Origin of the sequence: Deinococcus misasensis DSM 22328, from assembly GCF_000745915.1 — a bacterium.
GTDB classification, from domain to species: Bacteria; Deinococcota; Deinococci; order Deinococcales; family Deinococcaceae; genus Deinococcus_C; species Deinococcus_C misasensis.
The window spans coordinates 14,060-36,835 of record NZ_JQKG01000015.1 but is presented as its reverse complement, the minus strand read 5'-3'; the positions used below and the strand labels follow the sequence as shown (position 1 = coordinate 36,835).

Annotated in this window: 30 protein-coding genes and 1 pseudogene; 22 read left to right on the top strand and 9 right to left on the bottom strand. The window is 56.2% G+C overall.

The genetic code is table 11. The features are described 5' to 3' along the window. Positions 1-383 precede the first annotated feature (383 nt). The 4 genes from Q371_RS11495 to Q371_RS11480 all read left to right on the top strand — a co-directional run bounded on the left by Q371_RS11495 (position 384) and on the right by Q371_RS11480 (position 2,936). Positions 384-734 (top strand): hypothetical protein, encoded by a 351-nt coding sequence (locus Q371_RS11495; RefSeq protein ID WP_034340598.1) that lies wholly within the window; start codon positions 384-386, stop codon positions 732-734. After that, the gene (locus tag Q371_RS11490) at positions 731-1,090 is read left to right on the top strand and encodes a hypothetical protein (RefSeq protein WP_034340595.1); all 360 of its coding nucleotides are present in this window, start codon (positions 731-733) and stop codon (positions 1,088-1,090) included. The genes Q371_RS11495 and Q371_RS11490 overlap by 4 nt, the downstream gene beginning before the upstream one ends. A 119-nt stretch (positions 1,091-1,209) precedes the next feature. After that, positions 1,210-1,599, top strand: coding sequence for a hypothetical protein (locus Q371_RS11485; protein WP_157442666.1), 390 nt, complete (start codon positions 1,210-1,212; stop codon positions 1,597-1,599). After that, entirely contained in the window at positions 1,599-2,936 is a 1,338-nt protein-coding gene (locus Q371_RS11480) for an SGNH/GDSL hydrolase family protein (RefSeq protein WP_034340590.1), read from the top strand. Before Q371_RS11485 ends, Q371_RS11480 begins: the two co-directional genes overlap by 1 nt. 87 nt (positions 2,937-3,023) lie before the next feature. Here Q371_RS11480 and Q371_RS26985 read toward each other — a convergent pair whose 3' ends face one another. The 3 genes from Q371_RS26985 to Q371_RS27555 all read right to left on the bottom strand — a co-directional run bounded on the left by Q371_RS26985 (position 3,024) and on the right by Q371_RS27555 (position 3,809). Further along, positions 3,024-3,194, bottom strand: coding sequence for a hypothetical protein (locus Q371_RS26985; RefSeq protein WP_157442665.1), 171 nt, complete (start codon positions 3,192-3,194; stop codon positions 3,024-3,026). 141 nt (positions 3,195-3,335) lie between these two features. Then, positions 3,336-3,641 (bottom strand): hypothetical protein, encoded by a 306-nt coding sequence (locus tag Q371_RS11475; protein ID WP_034340587.1) that lies wholly within the window; start codon positions 3,639-3,641, stop codon positions 3,336-3,338. After that, on the bottom strand, positions 3,642-3,809 hold the full coding sequence (locus tag Q371_RS27555) for a hypothetical protein (protein WP_169743833.1): 168 nt from the start codon (positions 3,807-3,809) through the stop codon (positions 3,642-3,644). A gap of 603 nt (positions 3,810-4,412) precedes the next feature. On the opposite strand from Q371_RS27555, the gene Q371_RS11470 reads away from it, so the two are divergent. The 3 genes and pseudogenes from Q371_RS11470 (at position 4,413) to Q371_RS27890 (ending at position 5,801) form a co-directional block, all read left to right on the top strand. Next, complete coding sequence (locus tag Q371_RS11470) at positions 4,413-4,700, top strand: hypothetical protein (protein ID WP_034340584.1); 288 nt, start codon at positions 4,413-4,415, stop codon at positions 4,698-4,700. A gap of 18 nt (positions 4,701-4,718) precedes the next feature. Then, positions 4,719-4,910: pseudogene (locus Q371_RS28205) on the top strand (helix-turn-helix transcriptional regulator); the annotation flags it as partial. Positions 4,911-5,192: 282 nt separating this feature from the next. Then, positions 5,193-5,801: an ImmA/IrrE family metallo-endopeptidase gene (locus Q371_RS27890; RefSeq protein WP_245618324.1), complete on the top strand. Its 609-nt coding sequence runs from the start codon at positions 5,193-5,195 to the stop codon at positions 5,799-5,801. A 109-nt stretch (positions 5,802-5,910) separates the two neighbouring features. On the opposite strand, the gene Q371_RS26980 is transcribed toward Q371_RS27890, so the two are convergent. Next, entirely contained in the window at positions 5,911-6,531 is a 621-nt protein-coding gene (locus Q371_RS26980) for a hypothetical protein (protein WP_157442664.1), read from the bottom strand. 9 nt (positions 6,532-6,540) lie between these two features. Here Q371_RS26980 and Q371_RS11460 point away from each other — a divergent pair, with 9 nt between their 5' ends. The 3 genes from Q371_RS11460 (at position 6,541) to Q371_RS11445 (ending at position 10,688) form a co-directional block, all read left to right on the top strand. Further along, complete coding sequence (locus Q371_RS11460) at positions 6,541-8,784, top strand: class I SAM-dependent DNA methyltransferase (protein WP_157442663.1); 2,244 nt, start codon at positions 6,541-6,543, stop codon at positions 8,782-8,784. 861 nt (positions 8,785-9,645) lie between these two features. Continuing rightward, positions 9,646-10,365, top strand: coding sequence for a hypothetical protein (locus Q371_RS11450; RefSeq protein ID WP_157442662.1), 720 nt, complete (start codon positions 9,646-9,648; stop codon positions 10,363-10,365). Positions 10,366-10,445: 80 nt separating this feature from the next. Next, on the top strand, positions 10,446-10,688 hold the full coding sequence (locus Q371_RS11445) for a hypothetical protein (protein WP_157442661.1): 243 nt from the start codon (positions 10,446-10,448) through the stop codon (positions 10,686-10,688). A 3-nt stretch (positions 10,689-10,691) separates the two neighbouring features. Here the strand turns inward: Q371_RS11445 and Q371_RS11440 are convergent, their stop codons facing one another. Both Q371_RS11440 and Q371_RS11435 read right to left on the bottom strand, forming a co-directional pair. Next, positions 10,692-10,877, bottom strand: a complete 186-nt coding sequence (locus Q371_RS11440; protein WP_034340572.1) for a hypothetical protein — start codon at positions 10,875-10,877, stop codon at positions 10,692-10,694. A 95-nt stretch (positions 10,878-10,972) separates the two neighbouring features. After that, on the bottom strand, positions 10,973-11,368 hold the full coding sequence (locus tag Q371_RS11435; protein WP_034340570.1) for a hypothetical protein: 396 nt from the start codon (positions 11,366-11,368) through the stop codon (positions 10,973-10,975). 142 nt (positions 11,369-11,510) lie between these two features. Between Q371_RS11435 and Q371_RS11430 the strand changes: the two genes are divergently transcribed. From Q371_RS11430 to Q371_RS11375, 12 genes are all read left to right on the top strand, one after another. After that, positions 11,511-12,368: a hypothetical protein gene (locus Q371_RS11430; RefSeq protein ID WP_034340565.1), complete on the top strand. Its 858-nt coding sequence runs from the start codon at positions 11,511-11,513 to the stop codon at positions 12,366-12,368. Further along, positions 12,337-13,797, top strand: coding sequence for an SNF2-related protein (locus Q371_RS11425; RefSeq protein WP_034340564.1), 1,461 nt, complete (start codon positions 12,337-12,339; stop codon positions 13,795-13,797). The genes Q371_RS11430 and Q371_RS11425 overlap by 32 nt, the downstream gene beginning before the upstream one ends. 53 nt (positions 13,798-13,850) lie before the next feature. Further along, the gene (locus Q371_RS11420; protein ID WP_034340562.1) at positions 13,851-14,480 is read left to right on the top strand and encodes a hypothetical protein; all 630 of its coding nucleotides are present in this window, start codon (positions 13,851-13,853) and stop codon (positions 14,478-14,480) included. Positions 14,481-14,532: 52 nt separating this feature from the next. Next, positions 14,533-14,952: a hypothetical protein gene (locus tag Q371_RS11415; RefSeq protein ID WP_034340561.1), complete on the top strand. Its 420-nt coding sequence runs from the start codon at positions 14,533-14,535 to the stop codon at positions 14,950-14,952. Continuing rightward, the gene (locus tag Q371_RS11410; RefSeq protein ID WP_034340559.1) at positions 14,933-16,138 is read left to right on the top strand and encodes a DUF3440 domain-containing protein; all 1,206 of its coding nucleotides are present in this window, start codon (positions 14,933-14,935) and stop codon (positions 16,136-16,138) included. The genes Q371_RS11415 and Q371_RS11410 overlap by 20 nt, the downstream gene beginning before the upstream one ends. 249 nt (positions 16,139-16,387) lie before the next feature. Next, positions 16,388-16,858, top strand: a complete 471-nt coding sequence (locus tag Q371_RS11405) for a GNAT family N-acetyltransferase (RefSeq protein WP_034340552.1) — start codon at positions 16,388-16,390, stop codon at positions 16,856-16,858. Between the two features lie 104 nt (positions 16,859-16,962). Beyond that, positions 16,963-17,289: a hypothetical protein gene (locus Q371_RS11400; protein ID WP_034340547.1), complete on the top strand. Its 327-nt coding sequence runs from the start codon at positions 16,963-16,965 to the stop codon at positions 17,287-17,289. Positions 17,290-17,306: 17 nt separating this feature from the next. After that, a complete protein-coding gene (locus tag Q371_RS11395) occupies positions 17,307-17,861 on the top strand; it encodes a hypothetical protein (protein ID WP_034340544.1) in 555 nt (184 codons plus the stop codon). Positions 17,862-17,911: 50 nt separating this feature from the next. Beyond that, positions 17,912-18,547: an IbrB-like domain-containing protein gene (locus tag Q371_RS11390; protein WP_034340540.1), complete on the top strand. Its 636-nt coding sequence runs from the start codon at positions 17,912-17,914 to the stop codon at positions 18,545-18,547. A 55-nt stretch (positions 18,548-18,602) separates the two neighbouring features. Continuing rightward, positions 18,603-19,820 carry a hypothetical protein gene (locus tag Q371_RS11385; RefSeq protein WP_034340537.1) on the top strand — a complete coding sequence of 406 codons (1,218 nt, stop codon included), beginning with the start codon at positions 18,603-18,605 and terminating at the stop codon, positions 19,818-19,820. An 83-nt stretch (positions 19,821-19,903) separates the two neighbouring features. After that, the gene (locus Q371_RS11380) at positions 19,904-20,548 is read left to right on the top strand and encodes a hypothetical protein (protein WP_034340533.1); all 645 of its coding nucleotides are present in this window, start codon (positions 19,904-19,906) and stop codon (positions 20,546-20,548) included. A 64-nt stretch (positions 20,549-20,612) separates the two neighbouring features. Next, the gene (locus Q371_RS11375; RefSeq protein ID WP_034340530.1) at positions 20,613-21,251 is read left to right on the top strand and encodes a hypothetical protein; all 639 of its coding nucleotides are present in this window, start codon (positions 20,613-20,615) and stop codon (positions 21,249-21,251) included. Positions 21,252-21,298: 47 nt separating this feature from the next. On the opposite strand, the gene Q371_RS11370 is transcribed toward Q371_RS11375, so the two are convergent. The 3 genes from Q371_RS11370 to Q371_RS11360 are packed head-to-tail and all read right to left on the bottom strand — an operon-like array spanning position 21,299 to position 22,456. Beyond that, positions 21,299-21,517: a hypothetical protein gene (locus tag Q371_RS11370; RefSeq protein WP_034340527.1), complete on the bottom strand. Its 219-nt coding sequence runs from the start codon at positions 21,515-21,517 to the stop codon at positions 21,299-21,301. Further along, complete coding sequence (locus Q371_RS11365; protein ID WP_034340523.1) at positions 21,510-21,929, bottom strand: hypothetical protein; 420 nt, start codon at positions 21,927-21,929, stop codon at positions 21,510-21,512. The genes Q371_RS11370 and Q371_RS11365 overlap by 8 nt, the downstream gene beginning before the upstream one ends. After that, positions 21,926-22,456 (bottom strand): hypothetical protein, encoded by a 531-nt coding sequence (locus Q371_RS11360; protein ID WP_157442660.1) that lies wholly within the window; start codon positions 22,454-22,456, stop codon positions 21,926-21,928. Before Q371_RS11360 ends, Q371_RS11365 begins: the two co-directional genes overlap by 4 nt. Positions 22,457-22,776 lie beyond the last annotated feature (320 nt).

The window sequence follows — 22,776 nt, the reverse complement described above, 5'->3', positions numbered from 1 at the left end:
CTATGGCAATAAGCTTTAAAACCATAGCTCTGCCCTTACTGCCATGGCTGCAAACCCGAGATAAGCCCTCAGGAACCGAGATAAGGCCTGCAAACCCGAGATAAGGACCTTTCAAATGGATCATAAGCCGAGTTTCAGTCCTTATGCTCCATTCGCCAGAGCTTATGTTCCATTTGATGCCTGCATCACTCAGCGAACACCCATGAACCGATACATGGGCACCACAATCTGAGATTCCCCTCTGGGCCGATGGAAAACCCTTCCAGAGTTCACTCAATTTTTAGGTTTGGGCACATGGGGAACACAATCTGACCGGAAACCCCTGAAAATCCGCTCTCTTTCTCACCCGCCAACTGGCGGGATTTTCGTCATGGAGGACGACCATGGAAAAACTTCAGCAAATCAAAGACCACCTGTTCCGCTTCGCCCTGCTCGCCGTCAGTGAAGTTGAAGTGGCCGCCATTGAATTCGCCGCTGCAGAAGGACAGAAGTGGCTTTCTGAGGAAAAACGCCAGCAGGCCACCGCTCGGGTGATGGAACTGTACGCCCGTTTCACTGCGAACACACCCGTCCTCAAAGACACCGACATCGATGACCGCTGGGTCAAGAAAGTGGTCGATGAGGTGCTCGATGAGGCCTGCGAATTCCTGCTCGGGAAACTCAATGCCCTCAGCGAACCCCCCGTCACCGATGCCCCAGAGCTTGAGCCTGGGCGTGTGGAGGACGCCAAGTGAGGGGCTTCCGGGCAGTGGTCCTGCTGAGCTTGCTCGGGCTGGTCTCGTGCAGCTTCGTGTTCCAGAAAGGCCCCGTGGACCCCCACGGTGGGAAGGTCACCGCTGACAGCAAGCAGGTGGTGGTTTCCTCTGGGGAAGCAGACCTGCTGGGCGGCACCTTGTTCATTCGCGGGGTGGATCTCAGGGTGAATGACCCTTCCTGCAAAGCCGTGCAGCTTCATCTGGAGTGCACCTTGCCGAAGATGGCCCCGAGGAAGAATTTCGTGCTTCCCTTGGCCGGAGAGAACGTCATTGCGGACGCCTTGCTGGACCGCAAGGAAGGCCAGTTCTGGGCCAGAAAGGTGGGGTTGGAGTGACCGAATACCAGAAGTACCCTGGGCGTCTCGATGAGGATAACCCGGATTCTTATGATGCTTCCGGGAAACTTAAGGTTGTCTTGCAGGAAGAGGTGGAAGTCTCACCTGGAGTCAGAAAAGTGCTCCCAACTGCCCTCGGGGCACGGCTGCAGGCCTTGCTGGACCGCACTCCCGATCTGAAGGGTGGCAGCATTCCGGTGGTGACGGGAGGGGACGCTACCAGTCCAGCAGTCCTCAACATCCTTGATGATGAGGAACTGACTGTTGCAGGAGTGGCAGTCCCGCTGGCCAGCATTCCTGCAGGAGCAACCCGAGCCGAAATCCAAGTGCAAGGAATTGATGTGCGCTTCAAACTGCTCGGGGCAGCAAAACTGCCAACGGCCACCAGTGGGTACATCCAGTATGACGGTGGCTCCATCGTGCTGCTGAAAGCCCAAATTGCAGCAGCTCGGTTCATTGCAGCCAGCAACTCGGGGAAGCTGTACGTCACTTACTATGGAGGCAACTGATGTCATTTGGTCCGCCTCCCAGTCAAGACCTGAAGAAATTGGCTTCCCAGATGGGCATCAACACCACGGGCCTCAACAAAGACCAACTCGCTGCCGAAATTGCTGCCAGCGGTCAAATCACTGCTCAGCAAGCTGCCATCCTTATTCAGAGGATGATGCTCGGGGCGGAGGATGCAGCCATGTTCGTTGTGGGGGACAGCACCGGGGCCAGCAACACAAGATGGGTTTACCTGCTGGCCCTCAAACTCGCAGCCATGTTCCCGGCGTGGACCGTGTTGTACAGGACATGGAAGGACACAAACGACACCTGGAACTCCGCTGTAACCCTGCAAACCGGAACAAACGGACGCACCCTGACGATCTGGAACGGCAGTGCGTCCGGTACGCAGGCATCCTACCCAGTGGCAACTCAGGCACGGTGGGCCGTGATGTCCAGCATGACCCCTCAACTCGTGATGATCAATTACGGCCACAACACCACAGGGGTGGGCAGCACCTACCGCTCCACACACTACCCACTGATCCGCAAAATTCAGGAGACGTGGCCCAGTGCCGGGATCATTTGCACCCTTCAGAACCCGAGGGGAACTGGGGATGTCGAGAGGACCAACCACCTGATCCGCATGCGGGTGGTGGCGGAACTCTGTGCCTCCGAGGGCTACGGGTGCATTAACGTCACACAGGCGTTTTTGAATGATCCGTCTTATACGGCGAATTTGTTGCTGTTGGACGGCATCCACCCGAACGATAACGCAGGCTCACCCCTCTGGGCCAATGAGGTGGCAAGGCACTTCAAGGCCAGCCGTTTTGTGACCCCTCAGGCCCCTCCCATGCGGGAAACATGGCGGTTCATTCCAGCTGCTCAGTTCCTCGCCTCCGAGGGTGCCCCGACTCTGGCCATCGCCGGGACCATGCCAGCGTGGAGCTTTGACCCGGCCACGCAGATGTCTGTCAATGCAGCTGTGGACATCCCATCCCACTGGCAGTCATTTGACATCCATTTCGTCTGGACGGTTGCGCTCGGAAGTGGGTACACTGGCAGCAACAACGGTGTGGCTTGGGAGGCCAGCTTGCAATCCCTTGGGACCGGAGGGTTCAGTGCCCCCATGCCTGCCTCTGGAGCAAGTGGGGCGTTCAGTGCACCCGGTGGGGTCGTGGCAGGAGTGGCCCCCAACCAAGGCAGCGCCTACCCGACCGTTTTGACTCGGGTGGCGGCAAACCAGAGCGCCAATTATAGGCCCATCGGGATCAGGGCAAGGCGTGTGGCAGCAGACGCGCTCGACACCGTGGCAGCCAACGTGTTTCTGTTGGGGGTGCTTTTGGTGCGCGCGTCCTGATTCCAGCGCCTGCTTAAGTTAATCCTGCGACGTTCCTCAGCCCCTCCACAAGCAGTTCCCTCTGGTTTGACGCCAGAGGGGCTTTTTTCATTTTGGGAGGCGGTCCCTCATGCGCCGGATTTCTTCGTGGTCCTCGAAAGGGTCGGGTTCTTCAATTTCTCGGGGGAGGGTCAGAGGGGAAAGGGCGACTGTGACAGCGAAGAGGAGGATGAATTCAAACACCAGTGCAGGGTACCTGCTGATGGGTGCTGTGTGCATCGTGGGATTCCTGTAAAGCGGGATCAGGGCAACGCAACCCTCTAACAACTGGAAAGCCCGTATACTCAGTTGATCCTCAGGAGTGTGCGATCAAAAATATGCCCCTCTGGTTTGATGCCAGAGGGGCTTCTGTGTTGTGGATCAGTGGCGGTAGCGTCTGCGATGTTTCTTTTTGGGGGATTGACCCATGAACAATAGGAAAGCCAGCAGCAAGACCATGCCAATGCCTGGGCTGTACATCAAGTAAACGTCAACTCCGAAATTCAGAGTTGCCAGCAGACCAACAATCGAAACAGCATAGAGCAGAACTTTGAAGCCAATCTCTTTCAGCTTTAATCCTGCGGTGACGCATCCAATAAAAAACACCAGAGACCCTGCTGCTTTCAGGAATTGGATGAACCAAGAGTTCAGGATCTCTGGTGCAACCAGTACGCTCACGAGGTCCATTTATTTCTCTCGTCGGGTGCTCTTGAATTTGCCACCCGTGGTCTTCACGTTGATGAATTGCCCTGTGGTTGTGTCACGCTTGGTCCAGAGTCCCGTTTTGGGGTTTTGGACTTGACTGCGGCCTTTGTCTGCTCCTACGCGGTGCCCGACGTTTTTGATTTTGGACATGTGGTCCCTTTCTAGCCATCATTTCACATGGTGAGGTTGTCACTGGGCTTCGGGGACTGTCAGGCGCAGGTTTGCGCCTGACAGCAAACCTACGTCAGATTTCTCTGCTGATGTAGATTTTGAAGGGTTTGAGCTTGGCTCTCACCACTGCACCCGTTTTGGTTCTACGCGTCCAGCGGAGGATAAATGCTCCGCGTTCGTCGTAGAAGACATCGCCAGTTGACATACTTCACCTCTTTTCTGTGGCTATTGCAAAAAAGGGGAAACTGAGTTATCCTTACTCAAGTTCAAAATTCGAGGTTGGATTTTCAGTCCCGGGCTTGGTGACGAAACACGATGGCAGTCGTGTGACCGTTGAGGAGCTCGGGCTTTCTCATTGCTCCTCAATATTATTTGTGAATCCTCCACTGGATGACATGGTAGTACATCCGCCATTCTTGCGCAAGCTATAAGGCGTATATCTAGACTCGGTTTAAAGAAAAATTGTGATAATTGGGGTTCGGGAAAATCTTGAAACGTGATATAATCCTTTCTGAGGCGTGATTTTCTCAAGATCAAACCCTCTTGGTGGCAGACCTGCTAACCTGAAACCAAGGAGGGAAGGTGCACTACAAAATCACATGCCCCAAATTGCTTGGTTTGTGCCAAGACAATTACAGGAGGACACCCCATGAAAACAAAGCCCTTGAAACCCTCGAAGTCATATTCACCTTGATCAAAGTGGCCGATAGCCTTGAGCAACTCTTCAAGGCCTTACGAGCAAGCCACATCACAGATGACGGCAAGCTGGTTTTGGTATGCGGAAAAGCCCTGCGCCTTCAGGCCAGCGCCGCACCCAAAGACAGACCGACTTGTTTGGTCATTGAAAGACTCATCTTAGAGTCTGTATAGTACCCTCGTGGGAGTAACATGAGTGACACAGTAGATCACTTCAATGAATCCGCTTCTCCTGGGAAGGTTCTGAGCTGGTACCTTAACGAGTTGAATTGGAGCCAATCCGATCTCGCCGGCGTGATGGGACGACCCGTACAAACCATCAATGACTTGGTCACCAACCAACGTCGGATCGGTCCCGAGATTGCCTTGGAACTGGAAGCTGCACTTGGTGTTCCCGCAAAAATGTGGCTCCAGATGGAACTGGAGTATTGGGTAGCCCAGCAAGGCTCAGCAAAAACCGATGAAATTGCTGTCCGGAGAGACATCAGAAGCAAATTCCCTTTCTACAGGGAACTGGAAAACAGAGGCTGGATCCCAAAGTTCAGCAGTGCCACAGCCTTACTTGAATACCTAGTGGCCAAATTCAGCCATGAATTTCAGGCACGCCCAGCATACAAACTGTCCCCCGTTCGCCAAAAGAACACCATCAGCATGAGTGCTTGGCACATGTTGGTCTACAATGCTGCCCAAAACCTTCAAGACGTTCCAGAGTACTCTGGGCTGTCCGAGGAAAAGATCGGTGAACTGGTGGCTCTGGCGGACCACCCGGACCACGTGCCTCAAGTGATCCAGAAAGTACGTGCTCTGGGTATTCGCTTGGTGGTTGTTCCCAATCTCAGTCAGTGCCCAGTAGATGGCATTGCAGACTGGGATGCACAAGGAAGACCTTACATTGGTCTCTCCTTGCGTTACGGCAAAATTGACAACTTCTGGTTTGTCTTGCTGCATGAACTTTCCCACATCATGAGGGAACACCGGGATGCTGGGCCTGACTGCCAAGAAGATCAGTTCATGCAGAACCAAGATCAGGAAAAGGAAGCCAATGACGATGCTGCCCGCTGGTTGATTCAACCAGAACTTCTCGACGACTTCATTTGGAATGGTGATTTCAGTGAAGGGGCCATCAAAGCATTTGCCTCCCAGTTGGGAAGACATGAAGCCATAGTGATCGGCAGACTGAAGTTTTTGCACTATGTGCCATGGAACCGGTTTGCCAAATCCCATGTCAGCATTCGGGATCACCTTGAAGATTTCGTGCTCAAAGATCCAGTCTGAAAAGGTTGAGACTGAGAAAGGCCCTGTGCTTTGATGCCACAGGGCCTTTGTATTGTAGCTAGAGGGTTGTAAAGAGCTTCCATAGCATTGCAGGCAGGAATCCCATGCCCTATGCTTTGATGCAATGACGCCCAGTGAATTCATCAAAAAATGGTCTAAAGTCACAGCCAAAGAGAGCGCAGCGGACCGAGAGCACTTCAATGACCTTTGCCGACTGTTGGGGGTGCCCACCCCTCTGGAAGCGGACCCCTCTGGGAACACGCATTACTGTTTCCAGAAGCATGTCAAAAAAGCGACAGGCAAAAAGGGCTTTGCGGATGTCTGGAAGCAAGGCTGTTTTGGTTGGGAGTACAAAGATAAAAACGCATCTGACCTGAGGGACGCTTACATTCAACTGCTGGGTTATAAAGACGACCTGGAAAACCCCCCTTTGCTGATCGTGAGCAATTTGGACCGCATTGAAATCCACACGCAATTCACTGGTGTCCCCAAAACCATTTACACTTACACCCTGCAAGACTTGGAATCCAAAGCCAAACGGGACGAACTGAGACAAGCCTGGGTGGACCCGAATGCCTTCAACCCGAGGCAGGACCGTGAAAGCCTCACCCAGGCGACCTTCAAAACCCTGGAGAAACTGGCGGACCACCTGAAATTCAACTTGGGGTATTCCGCAGACAAAACGGCGCACTTTCTGGTCAAAATTGTCTTCACCCTTTTTGCTGAGCACGAAGGGCTCTTGGGGGACAAAACTTTTGGTCGCCTCCTGAAAGCTGCTCTGGAGTACCCTTCTGACTTTCAATTCATGTGCGAAGAGCTTTTTGCCAAGATGAACACCGGGGGGCTGTCCATTGTGGGACGCATCCCTTACTTCAACGGAGGCATCTTTACTGACAGTGAAGCCCCCAGCTTGGACCGTTATGGAATTCAGCAGTTGCTGGATGCTTACACTCAGGACTGGAAGAACATCGAGCCTTCAATTTTCGGCAGCCTGTTTGAGGGGGCAATTGATCCTGAGAGGCGCAGCCAGTTGGGTGCGCATTACACCCCTGCCAGTGACATTTTGGATGTGATTGAACCAGTCATCATTGAACCCTTGCGTGCAGAGTGGAATGCCATTCGGGAAGAAATCGAGCCTGCGATTCAAGCATTTTACGCTCAGTACCACAGCGATGAAGGTCTCTTCGCAGCCCACAACCTCAAAGAACAACAGGCTGAAATCAAAAGCAAAATCACAGGGTTTCTAGACCGGCTGGCCAGCATCAAGGTTTTGGACCCGGCTTGTGGAAGTGGGAACTTCTTGTACTTGACGCAGCAACGCCTCATTGAGTTTGAGAGTGAAGTGCGAGCCAAGCTGGAGCCGGTGAATGATGGGCTGCCTGTGCCTACCCGCATTCACCCCAGTCAGTTTCACGGGATTGACTTGAATGAATACTCTCCAGAGATTACCAACATGGTGCTGTGGATTGGGTTCATTCAGGCAAGAAAAGCCCTGAATGAGCCTGTGGTGGTGGGTGATGTTGGGGTTCCGGGCCGTGAACCCATCTTGAAAGACCTGACCACCATTCAACACCATGATGCTTTGCTGGACGAGGGTGAGCCTGACGGCAAATACAAGTGGCCGAAAGTGGATTTTATTGTGGGCAACCCCCCTTTCTTGGGGAACCACAAGATGCGGGAGAAGCTGTCGGATGCTTACGTCGAGAAGCTCAGGGCCACCTATGAAGACCTCGTAGGGGGAAGAAGTGACTTGGTTTGCTTCTGGTTCGCTCAGGCTTACGAGATGGTTAAAGCAGGCACCACTCAACGTGTGGGGTTGATTGCCACCAATTCCATCCGGCAAACCTCAAACCGTAACGTTTTGGCTCGCATCAAAGAATCAGGGGACATCTTTCTAGCTTGGCCAGATCGCCCTTGGATTCAAGATGGTGCCTCCGTGCAAGTGAGCATTGTTTGCTTTGATAACGGTACTGAAAGCAATAAGCGGATTCTCACATTTAAAGGGTCCACAGGTGAAAAAGTGTTGACCCAAGTGGACAGCATTTCAGTGGATTTGAGGCCAGACATTGACCTTGCCACCGCCCGAGTCATCCCTGAACAGGTGAACTTGGTTTACAAAGGCATGGAGCCAGCGGGTCCCTTCGACATTCCAAAGGAACTGGCAGCTTCTTGGCTGGACCTCCCCAACCCTTCAGGGGTCAAAAATCAAGATGTGCTAAAACCATATCTCAAAGGTGATGACATCACAGGCAAGCCTGTAGGGCACTGGATCATTGACTTCAATGACATGACCTTAGAAGAGGCACGGAAGTATAAAGCCCCATTTGCTTATGCTCAAGAGCACGTGAAGCCTCTCAGAGATACAAACCGTAACGCAGGCCGCAGGGAGATGTGGTGGCAATTTGGCCGTCCTCGGCCTGCACTTCGGGCTGCTGTGGCTTCCTTCCAGAGGTATTTGGTGACGCCTCGTGTGGCCAAGTACAGGACGTACTCTTGGGCAAGCATTGATAGTATTCCGTCTAATGCTCTGGCGGTCATTGCCAAAGAGGATAATTTTACTTATGGCGTTCTGAACAGTAAAATTCACGCAGTGTGGGCGCACCACGTTGGCAGTTCTCTGGAGGACCGGCCTCAGTTTACGAACCTTTGCATTGAGTCTTTCCCTTTCCCTCAATGCAATGATGCCATGCGTGCTCAAATTGAGGAGGCTGCACGGTACTTGGATCAAATGCGGACTTTCATCAAAGACAAATCGGGTTTGTCCTTGACTGGAATCTATAATGCTCTTGAGGATTTTGTTGCAAAGGGAGCCACTCAAGAGAAGCACCAAGGGTTGTCTCAATTGTTGCAAGCTGAAAATGAGCTGGATGGACTGGTGGCACAGGCATATGGTTGGTCATGGCCCTTAAGTGAGTTTGAAATCTTGACGAACTTGCTGGAGCTCAATTTGGCATTGACAGATCCTGTAGGTCCTACTGTGTGAATTGAAAACCCTGACCGATAGTCAGGGTTTTTTTGTTTCAGCACATTGAGCAAGGACGGCTTACCAGAGGACTTGGTGGTGGTTTTGGATGCAGCACCATGCACCAATTGCAGGGGACTTGCTGCTCTGGGAGGGTCGTGGTGCTGCATCCAGAGCACGGGCCTGAGGTCACGGTGGGTTGAGAGGCCCGTGCTGGTGCCATTGCGGTGCAAAAGGGGCAGGGGCCTGAGGTGACGGCAGCCAGAGCATTGCAGGTGCTGCAGCCACCGACTGGCGGAATGGAAAGTTGGATGGAAGGCTGGGTGATCGGGTTGCAGATTGCGCAGCCATTGATGGGCCAGAGCAGGGCGAGGAAGGCAATGACAGCAATCACCCAGGTCATGGTGTGACTGGTGGGTTGTGGGCGTGTTGCGTGCCGCATGCTGAGGGTGTGAGGCATGGCCATCAGCAGTACCCGCAAGGCTTACCCACTTCAGCGGTGACCATTGGGACTCTACAGCCATTGCAAGGGGTTTGTTTTGAGTCCGAATCGGTATCAAGATTGAAAATCAGGACTGAATTGAGTGTTGACAGGTTGATGGTGCTGCAGGAAGAGCACCCTTTGGGTGGACCAGAGACCAGCAGGAGCGCAGCAAACACAAGAAAAGCCAAAGGGTGGATTTTTTGGGGTTCAAATGCCGAAAGCAACATGTTTTCAGTTTAAGGGTTTTCATTGCGAAAAAACATCCAGGAAAAGCGCAATGGCTGCGTTCTTTTTGGTTTTGTTATGCTGGAATTATGGATTTGAAGTGGATCAGAGACACCATTCTTGGAATTTTCGTGATCACGGTTGCTCTCATGGCTTCCCTTTGGGGTGATTTGATGAACCCTGCGTACAGGGGAGCCACCATTCAGGGCATTGCCAGTGTGGTTTCTGCGGTGATCACCATTTTATTGTTGGGTTTGACTTTCAAATCCACCCAGAGGGCTGAGCAAGCTGAGTCCCAAGCACACGAAGTCATCGAAAATGCCAAAAAGCAAGCAGAAGCCATGGATGCCCTTGCTGCAGCCACCCGCGAACAAAGCCAGATCCTGCAAGACTCCCTGAAACCCAACATGCTCTTGCAATTCCGTGCCGAACCAGTGACGATGCCTGATCAAATCAGGTTCACGGACACCTTCATGGGCATGGAACTGGTCAATTTGTCTGACGGGCTGATTTACGTGGAACATGCCTGCTTCTGGAAGGACCGAGGGCCCACCATTGCCATTGCGCCAGCAGAAAACAAACGCATCATTCGACCCGGCGAAACCGCACTGCTGCAATTCGTTCCACAACACATCATAGATGCAGCCCAACCCTCCGAACTGGCAAGGCAGTACCCTCTGGGGGTTGCCTGGAGTGTGAATTTCACGGTCGCTTACACGTTCGAGAAGACTGGACAGGTCCGACATCAACTGGGTGGCACAGTCCGGTCCATGGAAGGACAAGACCCAACTTTGCGGTACTACAGCCTTGCCTTGGAGGTCTCAGGGGTCTTCACCCGATACCGGCTGCACAACATTGGAAGAAGTTTCAGTTGCGAGAAAGTCACAGACTGAGCAACCCAGAGCGAAGGGGGCGACATCAACCAGAGGAAATACCGGAGTGACCGTTCGTAACATGGTGCTTAAACTGAGGCATGGAAACCTCAAATTGCCCGACTTGCGGAACGAAACTCAGGAACCTGGTGCACCGACTCCCCACCCCTCACCCCCCCGAGGACGCTGAAATCGTGGGGGTGAACAAGCTGGGTATGGGTGTATACGAGCAGAAGGTGCCTTACTGCCCGAAGTGCGAGCCGCATTTGCATGAGCAGGCCCTGCGGGAAAACCCTGCGGATGCCAAGCCAGAACCTTACGTGGAGGCTGACAAGCAGGCTTGAAGCTCACTTGGTCTGCTGGTAACGGCTGCGGATGAGTTCTCGGATCCGCTCGGCGGGTTTTGCACCGTCCAGAATTGCCCGGAATTCCTGCATTTCCTGCTCGGTGAGGCGCACAGCCGGCAGACGGTGCACCCTCGGGTTTTTCACTTTGCGGTTCTGGTTGCCTTTTGGCGCGCCGGGCTTTTTCATGCTAAAATCCTAATGTCTGTCCTCGCGTCACGCAATGACGCAAGAGCAACCCCGAGAGAAACTGGCTGTTCCTCTCGGGATTTCTTTTTTCCGATTCAGAATCTGAATTCTTGTCCACCAGAGCGAATCACGAGGTTCTGGGGTTGGTCTTTCTCCACCTGTCGGACGATGTCCCCGCTGATTTTCAGCAGGTAATCCTCCACAGACCGGAAGGTTTCGTAAGGCTGGAAAAACCACTCGGTTTTCACTCTGGGCTGGTTGAAGGCAACGGCGTTCCTGGGGTCCGGGTTGTCGAACTCCAGCACCAGTCCTTTTTCCCCTCGGACGCGGAAGAAGGTGTTCTGCAGGTTCGCTGCGAGGAACCGCGCAAGCCTCCCTGTGGGATCGGTGCCGTGGATTTTGCTGGGGTCCGCTGTGACCTCCAGAGCGTAAACGCTGTGGAGTGGGTGGATCTGGGTGCCGCCGATGAAGGGTCCTCCGTGCAGTTTCATGTCTGTCCTCCTGCCCGGCGTGTTCTCTGGCTGGTGCCGGGGTGCTTTCAGCATACATTGAATTGTACTCCAATTCAATTCAGGGTAAGATGTTCTTGAAGGGTGGACAGCCAGAGAAGCCCGGAAAACGAGGACAGGCACAGTGAAATCAAAAACGGACCAGAAAAAACTTAAAAGCGGACCGGAAAAAGACCCGAGGGGACGCAAACCCAAAAAGGGGGTGCTCAGGCGACCCCGCCTGCACATCCCTGAAGACCTGCAAGCCAAATTTGACGCCTACACCCCTGAGGAGCTCAGTGCCCTGATGGGCATGGCCCTCAGGACCCTCACCCCCACCAGCACGCTCGGGGCTGAAACCAGCACCATCCTCCTCCCGGAAAGCAGTCCGCACCGCACCCGCACGGTGTGCTGGGTCAGCCAGTCCGGCCCGACCATCCAGCTGTCCTTCCCCGAGAAACTGGAGCCCTTCCGGGTGCTCATCACCAGCCTGAACTTCTCCTGGAACGGCACCCTCGGGGTGTGGGAACGGGACTGCCCCATGGACCGCCAGGCAGACGTGATGGCCAGCACCGCACACAACATCCTGCAGGCTGGCTTCCGGGTGGGCCTCAGGCACACAGGGGTGCAGGACATGGTGGTCCGTGGGGCGTTCAACTCAGAGAACCCCTGCCGGGTCACCGTGGTCACCAGAGGACCGCGGAAGAATTACTTTTCCCTGTCCTGGCCGAAAAACAAAGATTTGTACGACAAAGCCATGCGGATCACCGCAGCAAAATATGCTGACGGTTCGGTGCTCGTGCCCCCAGAGCACCACCTGGAGGTGGAGGACTTCGCGGAAATGCACGGCTTTTCGTTCAGCCCTGCAGCCAGAGCGGTGGCCGACCAGTTCCGGGAGGTGCTCGAACAAGCCCTGCTGGTCCAGAGCCCCAAAGCTGCCAGGAAGCACCTGGAAGCACAGCAGGAGGTGAATGGTGTCGATCCCAGCCTCCTCGACGATTAAAGCCCCCCTCGAACTCCTCACCGCCCCCATGCAGCACCAGCGGGCAGCCCAGGAGCACCTCGGGAGACTGCGGATCGGAGGGTTGTTCATGGATCCCGGCACCGGCAAGACCCGCACGGTGATCGGCATGATCCAAGACCGCTGGGAGAAAATCGACCGGGTGGTGTACATCTGCCCGGTGAACACCCTGCAGAACGTGCAGATGGAACTCCACAAGCACATCAAAAACCCCAGGGTGTGCGTGTTCACATCGTCCACGAGGGTCGGGAAGATCCCGGAGGCGGACTTTTACGTGGTGGGCCTTGAGTCGTTCAGCCAGTCCAGTCGGGTCACTCTGGCCACCCACAGTCTGATCACCGAAAACACCCTGGTGGTGGTCGATGAAGGGGACCTGATCAAAGGGCACACTGCGACCCGCACGAAGCGCATCACCCTGCTCGGCAAGAAAGCCCGCTACCGGTTCCTGCTCACCGGATCCGCCGCCTGCGAGAGTTACGGTGATCTGTTCAGCCAGATGTACTTCCTGTCCCCGAAAATCCTCGGGTACCACAGTTACTACAGTTTTTCCCAGAACCACCTAGAGTTCCACAAGGATTATCCCGAGCTGGTGGTGCAGAATTTGAACACCGACCTGCTCACCCGGAAGATTCAGCCTTACGTGTTCCAGATCAAAAAAGAGGAATGCGTGGACTTGCCGAAAAAGCGTTACTGCACGCACTATTTTTCGATGACCCACGAGCAGCGCACCCTGTACCACCAGGCGAAAATGGAGTTGCTGTCCATGCCGGCAGAGAACTTCCGCAGCCACCACTTGTTCAAGCTGTTCACGGCCCTCCGGGAAATCTGCTCAGGGTACTGGCATGACACCGCCACCGAATACGAAATCCGCAAAGGCCTGCGCTCCGGTCACCGCATGCACACCGTGGAGCATGATCGCATCAACACCCTCCGGCAGGTCCTGAGGCAGGTTCCGGAGGGGGAACGGGTGGTGGTGTGGTCGGTGTTCCATCACTCCATCCGCCAGATGGTCGCGGACCTCGGCATGGACCATGAAGTGTTCGAATTCCATGGGGCTCTGCCTCTGGAGCGGCGCATGCAGAACCTGCAGGGGTGGCGGGACACCCCGGGTGGGGTTTTGGTGGCCAGTCCGAGGTGCGGCGGTCGGGGTTTGACGCTCAATGAGTGTGCTTTTGCGGTGTTTTACGACCATGATTTTCCGTACCGGGTCAGGTTGCAGGGTGAGGACCGTATTCACCGGATCGGGCAGGGTCGGGAGGTGACGTATTTTGATTTGGTGTGCCGGGATTCGATGGATGAGCGGATCCACGAGGCGCTGTCCCGCAAGGAGAATTTGATGCGCACCTTCCAGAGGAAGTTGGGAAGTGCGCAGGGGCGCTCTGGGCTGATCAAGGAACTCCGCAAACTCTAGCTATATACAATTCTTTAAAAATAGTCTATAATGATTTGCATAGGAGGACAGACATGAACAGCCAAATCATCCAACTCGCACAACAAACCCTCAAAGCCCTCAACACCTACGGTGACGTGATCGAATTCGAGAACATGCTCACCCGCGCTGGCACCCACCACCTGCAAACCGCCCTGGACATGGTTGGCCTGGTGCTCAAAGACGGCCAACTGCCCGAACACAAGCAGAAAGAAATTCAGGTCCTGCAAGAGCAAATTCTGTATACCATCCAGCAAAACCCTTCCCCCTACATGACCCGCCTGTCCCTGCAAGACATCAGCGACATTCTCGGCACCCTGACCGTCACGGTCACCAGCGACGTGTTCACCCGACTGGTGCGCATGAAAGCCGAAGCCTTCCTGAAAAACAGCGAAACCATCAGCGGCTTCAATATGGACATCGACGAAAACGGCGTGCTCTACGCTCACCTGCACTTCAAAGGCCACAACGTCAACGCCCTTCCGGCCCCCAAAGACGGCGAAGGCTTCTTCGATGTGTTCCTGAAAGACGACTCAGCCTTCAAATTCGTCGTTTACCGCATCGACATCACCTTTGACGAAGCCGCCAACCTGTACTTCAACGGCCACTTGGCCAACGAGTACGTCTTCATGCAACTGAAGCAAGACTTCCAGATCGCCATCTGAGACCGCAAAGGGACCAGCGATGCTGGTCCCTTCACCCACACAGGAGACCCCCATGACCAAGCCATCCCGCAAAGAGATTCTGGAGAAAGCCAGGGCCGCCAAAAACCCCGAAAAAGCCAGGGCTGCCATGGACATCGCCAGAGAACACAAACTGGTTCCGGAAGGCATCACCAACCACGTGGGAAGCCTCTGGTTGGATGACCGAACCCTGCAAATCTACAAAGACCAAAAGCCACCCCAGAGAGGCCAAGCCTACCGGGATGGCCTTGCTGCGAAAGAAGCGGTGGTTGCCCTCCAGAAAACCCTCGTGCGCCTCAAATGCGCACCCAAAAGCATCATCGTTGGCACTGGCACTGTGACGGTGGTGTTCCCCAAATTCACCATTGAGGCGGAATCCGAGGTGCAGGTTTACCTGCAGGCTTTGATGCACCTCTTCCCCACCCCGACCGACGATGAGCAAGACAGCCAGTAAAACCTACCACCCCCAGAGGTCGGTGCTGGTCGCTGCCCGTGAACGCATCGCGCAGGTGTTCGATCACTTCGAGCACATCGCCGTGTCGTTCTCTGGAGGCAAAGACAGCACGGTCCTCCTGCACCTCGCTCTCGCCGAAGCCGAGAAGCGGGGACGCACCGTTGATGTGCTGTTCATCGACTGGGAAGCCCAGTACCAGGCCACCATCGACCACGTGCAAACGATGATGCAACTCCCAGGCGTGAACCCCCTCTGGGTGTGCCTGCCGCTCAGCACCAACAACGCCACCAGCTTCCACGAACCCATGTGGACCAGCTGGGACCCCGAGAAGCGGGACGTGTGGGTGCGGGACATCCCCGACCTTCCAGGGGTGATCAGCGACCCGAGCGTTTTCCCGTTCTACCGGCACGGCATGACCTTCGAGGAGTTCATCCCAGCGTTCTTCCAGCATCTCAGTGAAACCCGAGGGGGTGAGGTGGCCAGCCTGATTGGGCTGCGGGCCTCCGAGAGCCTCAACCGGTTCCGTGCCGTAAAGCGCGAAAAGCAGAACTTCGAAGGCTGGAAGTGGAGCACGCGCATCAAAGGCGGCTGGAACTTCTACCCGATTTACGACTGGGAGGTCAATGACATCTGGACGTACCACGGGGATCATGACGTGCCACACAACCGCATTTACGACCTGATGTACCTCTCAGGCATGAGCCTGCACGACATGCGCATCGATGAGCCGTTCAGCGAGGAGGCCAGAAAGCACCTCGACACCTACCACCTGCTGGAACCCGACACCTGGCAGAAGCTCGTCAAACGGGTCAGCGGGGCCAACTTCGGCAAAATGTACGGCGACACCGCCATGCTCGGGCGACTGGAGCACGAACTCCCAGCCGGATACGACACATGGAAGGACTATGCCCTGACCTTGCTGGGCAGCATGCCCCCAGCGCTCCGGGATCACTATGAACGCCGAATCCAGGTGTTCATCAAATGGTTCCAGAAGCACAAAAACTGGGAGGACCTGAAAGACATCTCCACTCCGGAGATGGAGAAAAGCAAAAAAGCCGGGTCGTGGCGGAACGTGGCCATCACCCTGCTGCAAAACGATTACTTCTGCAAACGCCTGAGTTTCAGTGTGAACAAACGCGAGCAAGAAAAATTCCAGGCCTTGAAAGAGAAATACCAGTCGTTGTGACCCATGGCCTGACCAGAAAACTGCACCCGTTTCAAAAAGGCCATTTTTTTGCTGGACGGCATTCTCGATTGCAACACGAGTGACCACTGTAGTATTCCGTTGGAATTTTTCGCCCAAAGTTGGGTGACCAGAGCCATCAATCCTCTGGGTGCATCAAGGCCCGAAACGGGAATTCCCGCTTCGAATCCAACACAGCAAAATCCCGATATGGGAATCACCATATCGGCACCAGGACGACAAGGAGACGCCATGAAACACATTAAGACGCTGAAAACCCCTCTCGGGGACATCGACATTTACCTGGACAGCAGTGCCCAGAGCGGCGATGAATTTTATGCACGCATGGGCCGTTTGTTTGCCAACAAGGTGATCGTGCAGGAGCTGGGTGAGCCGTTCACGGACAGCCCTGATCACACTTGGGCGGTGGCCATCCATGATTGCTGCGTGGTGGGCGTTGGCAGCCTGCAAGACCTCGGGAAGAAAAAAGGGTGGTTGACCCATGCTTTCGTGTGCAGGCTTTACCGGAGGTATGGGGTGCACCGTGCGCTTTTCCGGGCCCGTCTGGAGCACGCCAGAGCCATCGGGTTGGAGCAGGTGCAGGGGCTGGCGGTTCCTGCGACCGTGCGGACGTTTGAGCAGGAGGGTTTCTCTCTGGCTGGCAAGCGCGGGTCTTTCCCTCTGTACGAGCTGTTGATGGTGCAGGGTGTGCCTCTTTTGTGAGGGCAGGAGAAGCGTTTTGGGGTGCAATGCCATACAAAATCACAACATCACTTATATACAATTTTTAAAAAATAGTCTATAATAATTTGCATAGGAGGACAGACATGAACAGCCAGATCAGTCTCAACACCCAGCCCCTCAGCAGCAGCTACCGGGTGATCCTCACCCCCGAGCAACTCGCCCTGCACCAGTGGTTTGAAGCCCAACGGGAAGCCAAGAACTCCTCCCGATGGAACCTGCAGCGTCGCCTCGCATGGCAGACCAGCCAGCCCTGCTGGATTGAAAATGGAGAAATCCACTTCAGCATCCAGCACCTCCGCCCGGACGGCATTCATGCAGTGGACCCTGATGGTTTGACCGCCATCGAAAACACCATTGGTGATTACCTGCGGGAAGTTGCCATGTTCCAAGCCAACCCCAGTGAATTCTGAACCTCAGGAGGACAGACATGACCAGCCAAACCATGATGCTCGCAGCCACCCTCGCCAGTTTCGCCACCACCCACCAGAACCCCAAAGCCATCCCCATGACCTTCAACCCCCTGGAGGTCGCTCTGGACACCATCATCGACCATGCAGCAAGCCTGCACCCCGCCGACCTGCATTACGTGATCGCAGGCGCGATCATGCAGGAAGCCCGCAAGCTCACCCGCTCCGGGGAACTGCTGGTGACCGTGCGATTCCAAGAGATCGAGCAGTTCACCGCCGAGACCCTGATGCTCTTCCAAGACCAATGCAAAGGCAGCGTCAGCGTGCTGCGCAGCCAGTACAAAACCCTGCTGGAAGCCTTCCGGGCTGCCCGAGAGAAAACCTTCGTGGAGGTGATCACCGTGGACCAGATCAATGAGGGCTTCCTCTCCGGACGCACCCTGCGTGGAGCCAGCGTGGTGCAGCCGCTCAAGGTGCCGGTCGGTGAAGGCGTGGTCGGACAGACCGTCAGAATGGTCAGCCAGCCCGGCAAGGGCATGCTGGAAGTCGTGCGGGTGCTGGACCTCAGCGCTTGATTCTCTGGTGGGCCTGCTTCTGGCAGGCCTGCCTTTTTTGTGGGGTGCTTATGACGCTTTTTGATGATCCGATTTTGCAGCAAGCCAGAGCGCTCGCCGAGATGATCTCTGCCCTCCCTCTGGATGAGCAAGTCCAGAAACTGAATGCCGTGCGGGAACTCCTGCACGAAGTGAGCCCATTCCGGGACCATCCGGTGGACCTGGTGGTGTGGGTGGAGCCCGACCGGGTGCAGGCGAATGCCTACAACCCCAACAAGGTGGCCCGACCTGAGATGGTGCTGCTGGAGCGCTCCATTGAAGCGGACGGTTTCACCCAGCCGATTGTGGGGTTTCCCGAGGATGGCGGCTTTGAGGTGGTGGATGGGTACCACCGCAGCCAGGTCGGGCAGACCAGTAAGCGGGTTCTGCAGTCCACGCATGGTTACCTGCCGGTCACCCGGATCCGCTCTGGGCAGCAGGGGTTGTCGGACCGCATGGCGGCCACCATCCGGCACAACCGGGCCAGAGGTGAGCATGGGATTGTGCCGATGATGGAGATTGTGGCGCAGGCTTTGCAGCTGGGCTGGTCGGATGACCAGGTGGCGAGGGAATTCGGGATGGATGCGGATGAGGTGCTGCGTTTCAAGCAGCAGAAGGGCCTCAAGGAGCTGTTCAAGGGGCTTGATTACAGCCCATCATGGGAATGAGTCTATATACAATTCTTTAAAAATAGTCTATAATGATTTGCGTAGGAGGACAGACATGAACAGCCAAATTTACGCCTTCAGCCTCACCGAAACCGAAGCCGCCATCAAAGCCAGTACCGCCAAAACCGGACTGCCCCACCACCGCACCAGAGCCACCGTTGCCCTGATCGCCCACGTCATGAACCTCGGCATCGAAATGGGCGTCACCAAACTCAGCGCCAGCGGCAAAAACACCGTGTTCATCCAGCCCGTGAACGGACGCAGCGACCTCAGCGGTCACCTTCACCAGGCGCTCGGGCAAATCAAGAACAGCCCCCTCGCCAGCACCTACACCGCACTGGCCAGCAAACCCATCGCAGAAACCCTGCCTGAGTTCGCTGGAACGGAAGCCGCCTTGAAAGGCCAAGCGACCCGCAAAGCCAAAGCTGCCGCCGCTGACCGTGCCGACAAAGCCACCCGTGCCGTCGAGCAAGCCAAACTCGAAGACCTGCTCGACCGGGCTTACATCCAAGCCAAGAAAGGCACCCTGCCTTCCGAGGAACTCCAGAAAGGCGTGCAGGCTTACGGCACCCCCGCGCAACAAAAACGCCTGGTGGGCATCACCGGCTTCGCCCAGCGCATGGTCACCGAACTGGCCAGCAAAGCACAGCAGGCCAGCGCACCCAGAGTGACCACCCCTGCACCCACCACTGAGCGCAAAGCCCCCAACCCCCGCCACCTGTACCTCACCCGCGAAACACCCCCTCTGGACACCCCTGTGCTGGTGAACGGCAAAGCCGTGGTGTACTACGAGCTCGGTAAGGTGTGGCGCAGCGACGAAAGCACCCCCAGCATGTACGGACACCAATTCCTCGGGCATGAAGGGGAATACGTGCGTTTCGCTTACTACCGCGAAGCCACCCCAGAGGAAACCCAGCAGGTCCTGGACCGTCAGGAAGCCCAGCGTGCAGCCGAACAGCAGCAAGTGCAGTTCAGTCGGAACCTGAAAGTGCTGTTTGCTGAAATCCGCACGGAAGGCAAAACCCAGCCCGACGACCAGATCCTCTGGGAGACCACTTCCCTGCACTACTGGGACCGCATCAGCCTGCGCCTCCAAGACGACGGGAAGACCCTCGTGGGCACCCGGTACGAATTCACCTTCGCTGACTCCCCAGAGTATTTCGTGCGCTCAGTCCCAGTGGCGGACCTGTCCGAGACCGCTCGGGTGGCCCTGAAGTTCATCACCGAGCATGCCCGCATTGATGGTCGCTTCCGTTCCGCTGCACTGATCTGACCCCCATTCCCGAGCCTGCCGGGGAAAGCAGGCGTTTTCCGCTTTTCGCTTGAAGCCCCCAATTCACCTCCAGGAGGACAGACATGAACAGCCAGCCATTCACCCCTGACCAGATCCGCTTTGCCCACAAGCTCGCCTGCGCCCACGGTCACCTGTGGGCCACCACCCTCACCGAAGAAGAAGCCGTGGCCTGCAGCACCCCCAGAGAATTCATTCAGGCCCTGGAGGCCGCTGGGGTGCACCCGGATGAGAAAGGCATCTGGCATCCCATTTTGGCCTCCATCGACCCTGAGCTTGGTACCATCGGGCACACCACCTTCTCGGGACGCGCACGGTGGCTCATTGACCGTGAGGATGGAGCCAGCCTGACCGTTTGGCGTCCGGATCCAGAGGGGGGTCGTGATGGGCACTGCGTGCTGCATGTTTTCGTTTACTACACCGGTCAGGTGGATTTGCTTCACGGGGACACCCCTCAGCTTGACGATTCCCTGTACGCTGAGCGGCACGTGCAGGCCCTCGCGGACATGCTGCGCCCCCTGATCGGCGAGGAGCGCACCACTGAACTTGTGCAGCCCCTCTTCAAGCTGGCTGAGCCTGTGGACCAGCAGGAGAGACGCCAGAGCCTCCTCGGGGAAGTGCAGGGTCTTGCATCCTATTTGGACGATGCGGGGCTGCAAGAGGTGATCCAGGATTTGCGTCAACGGACGCTGGCTTTGGGACTTGAGTGACTGGATGGGATGTTGCACCCCTGTTGCAACATCCCCCTCGCAGAATGATTTGAGGAGGACAGACATGACCAGCCACACCGAGCACCTGAAAGCCGAAATTGCCCGTCACCCATCCACCCGGATGCTGCTCGACCAGGTCCGCATTGAAATGGGCCTGCAGCACCCCCGCCTGACTTTCTTCAAGACCATGCGGCTGGTGGTGAACCGCCCGGACCTCCCGGAGGTGACCGGCACCCTGATGGCCCATGAGGGCACTTTCCCGAGCCCGAGCATTGATCTGCTGCACCCGGATTCCGTGCAGGCACTGAGGGGCTACCAGGGCGTGGACTGGGGGCACTCCCGGCTGCGCTTCAACCTGCTGATTGCCGGTCCTGCCTCTGGTCCGTTGTGGTTGCAGGGGGTGGAGGTGGACGTGCCGCACTTGCGCCTGCAACTGCTCACCGATGGGCAGGTGCACGGCAGTTGGGTGGAGACCGATGAGGCCACACCCACCCCTCTGGAGAGGCAACTGGAGATCTTGGAGCGTCTCGCTGTCCGGCACCTGCATGACTGCTTGCACCTGTACCGCAAGCCCTTCCCGGACCGGTTGGTGTTCCAGGTGACGGACCTGCTGACGGGAGAGGTCACCCACCCGCCCCTCACCCGGAACGTCAGGGACATTCTGGAGGGCAAGCTCACCACCAGAGCCAAAGAGTTGATTTGAAACCAGTGAAGTCCGACACCCCGAGTGACCCTCGGGGTCTTTTCGTTTCAGGTGAACTGGAAGGCGTGGCGTTTCCGGCCGTCGTTGAACAGGTAGGTGGTGCCGGAGTCGGTTTCGAAAGCGCGGAGTTTGCGGGTGGAGCCCATCACCTTGCGGGATTCCAGCAACCGGGTGGTTTTCGGGATCCTGTCCGGCCAGGGGACCTCCACGGCTTTCTTTGCCAGCAGGGCGTCGGCAAGCCCGTCGATGGTGGTGTACTCAGGCATGGCCTGCTCCTTTCAGGGCAGCGAGGCCCGAGCGGATCACCTCATCGAGGACTTCAGGGGTGTGGCCACGCTGCAGGAAGTGCTCATGCAGGAGGCGTCTGGTTTCCTCGGGCAGGTGGTGGAGGTTCACGGGCTCCTCGGCTGCAGCCTGCAGATCCTGCGTGGCACTCGACCAGAATGCCTTCAGGATTGCCTTGCCTCCCTCGGGCATCAGGCACAGGTGCTGGTAAGGGCGGTTGATTTCCCCTTTCAGGTTCGGGTGGTGGGACCGGATGGCAGCCCAAGCTTGAGCCAGCATCTCGGCTCGGGTGACGCCCTTGAAACGCCGGGCATCCGGGGCCTCCCGGCTGTTCTCCTCCACGTAACGCAGCACGTCCTCAGCCAGCTCCAGGGTGCGAGTGCTGTATTTCATATTCTGCCTGCGGTCTCGGTGATCTGGGCCTGTTTGAGGAGGTCCGTGCTGGTCATCCGGGCGTACACGGCCTGCAGGTTCCGCTCGTAGCTTGCCGGGTCGTAAGGGGCAGCCATTTGCGTCCTCAGGGCCTCATGCAGCACATCCATGAACCTCGGGGTGAGACTCACGAGCTGCATGCCTTTGATGATTCCGGTGGTGGCCTCCACCATCAGCACATAGAACGGCACCCTTTGACCATCGTGTTGTGGAGCACCACGCTCCGCCTGAGGGGTGCGGTGCACCGTGAAAGGGCTGTCGCTCCAGTCACAGCAGCCCTCAATGCGGTACAGCCAGAAGATCTGGTCCTGCTGGTAGTAAATCCCGAAATCTTTGGTGCCCCTCTTGAGGGCCTGGGTGTCTTTGCTGGTGACGCCATTCCAGAACAGCACCAGTTCCATTTCTTGCGGCGTGATCCGCAAGTGGCTGATTTCCGGCCAACGGGTCCTCTGGGGGTGGTACAAAGCTCCGACCTTGTATTCGTGCATGAGATCAAAATACAACGCCAGAGCGTCAAACTGCGTCGGACCTCAGGTCAGTTTAAGTGCACTGCGGGACTTCGGTGAACTGTGGGTCTTCTTTGACCGGTTCACAAGAAAAAGCTTTTCCGTGAATGCCCTTAAATCAAGAGGTTGATTAAAGCCACTCCCTACCTTCAATGCTGCAGGATCATTTCGCGTTAACGAGGTGTGCTTCGGTTCTGCCTCTATTCTGATTTTGTGGGGCCAGCACATCACTGTGGTGTGAGACTGGCACGTTACCCGTCTGATGAGACTGGCGACATCATGGTTTTTGAACTCTGAAACCT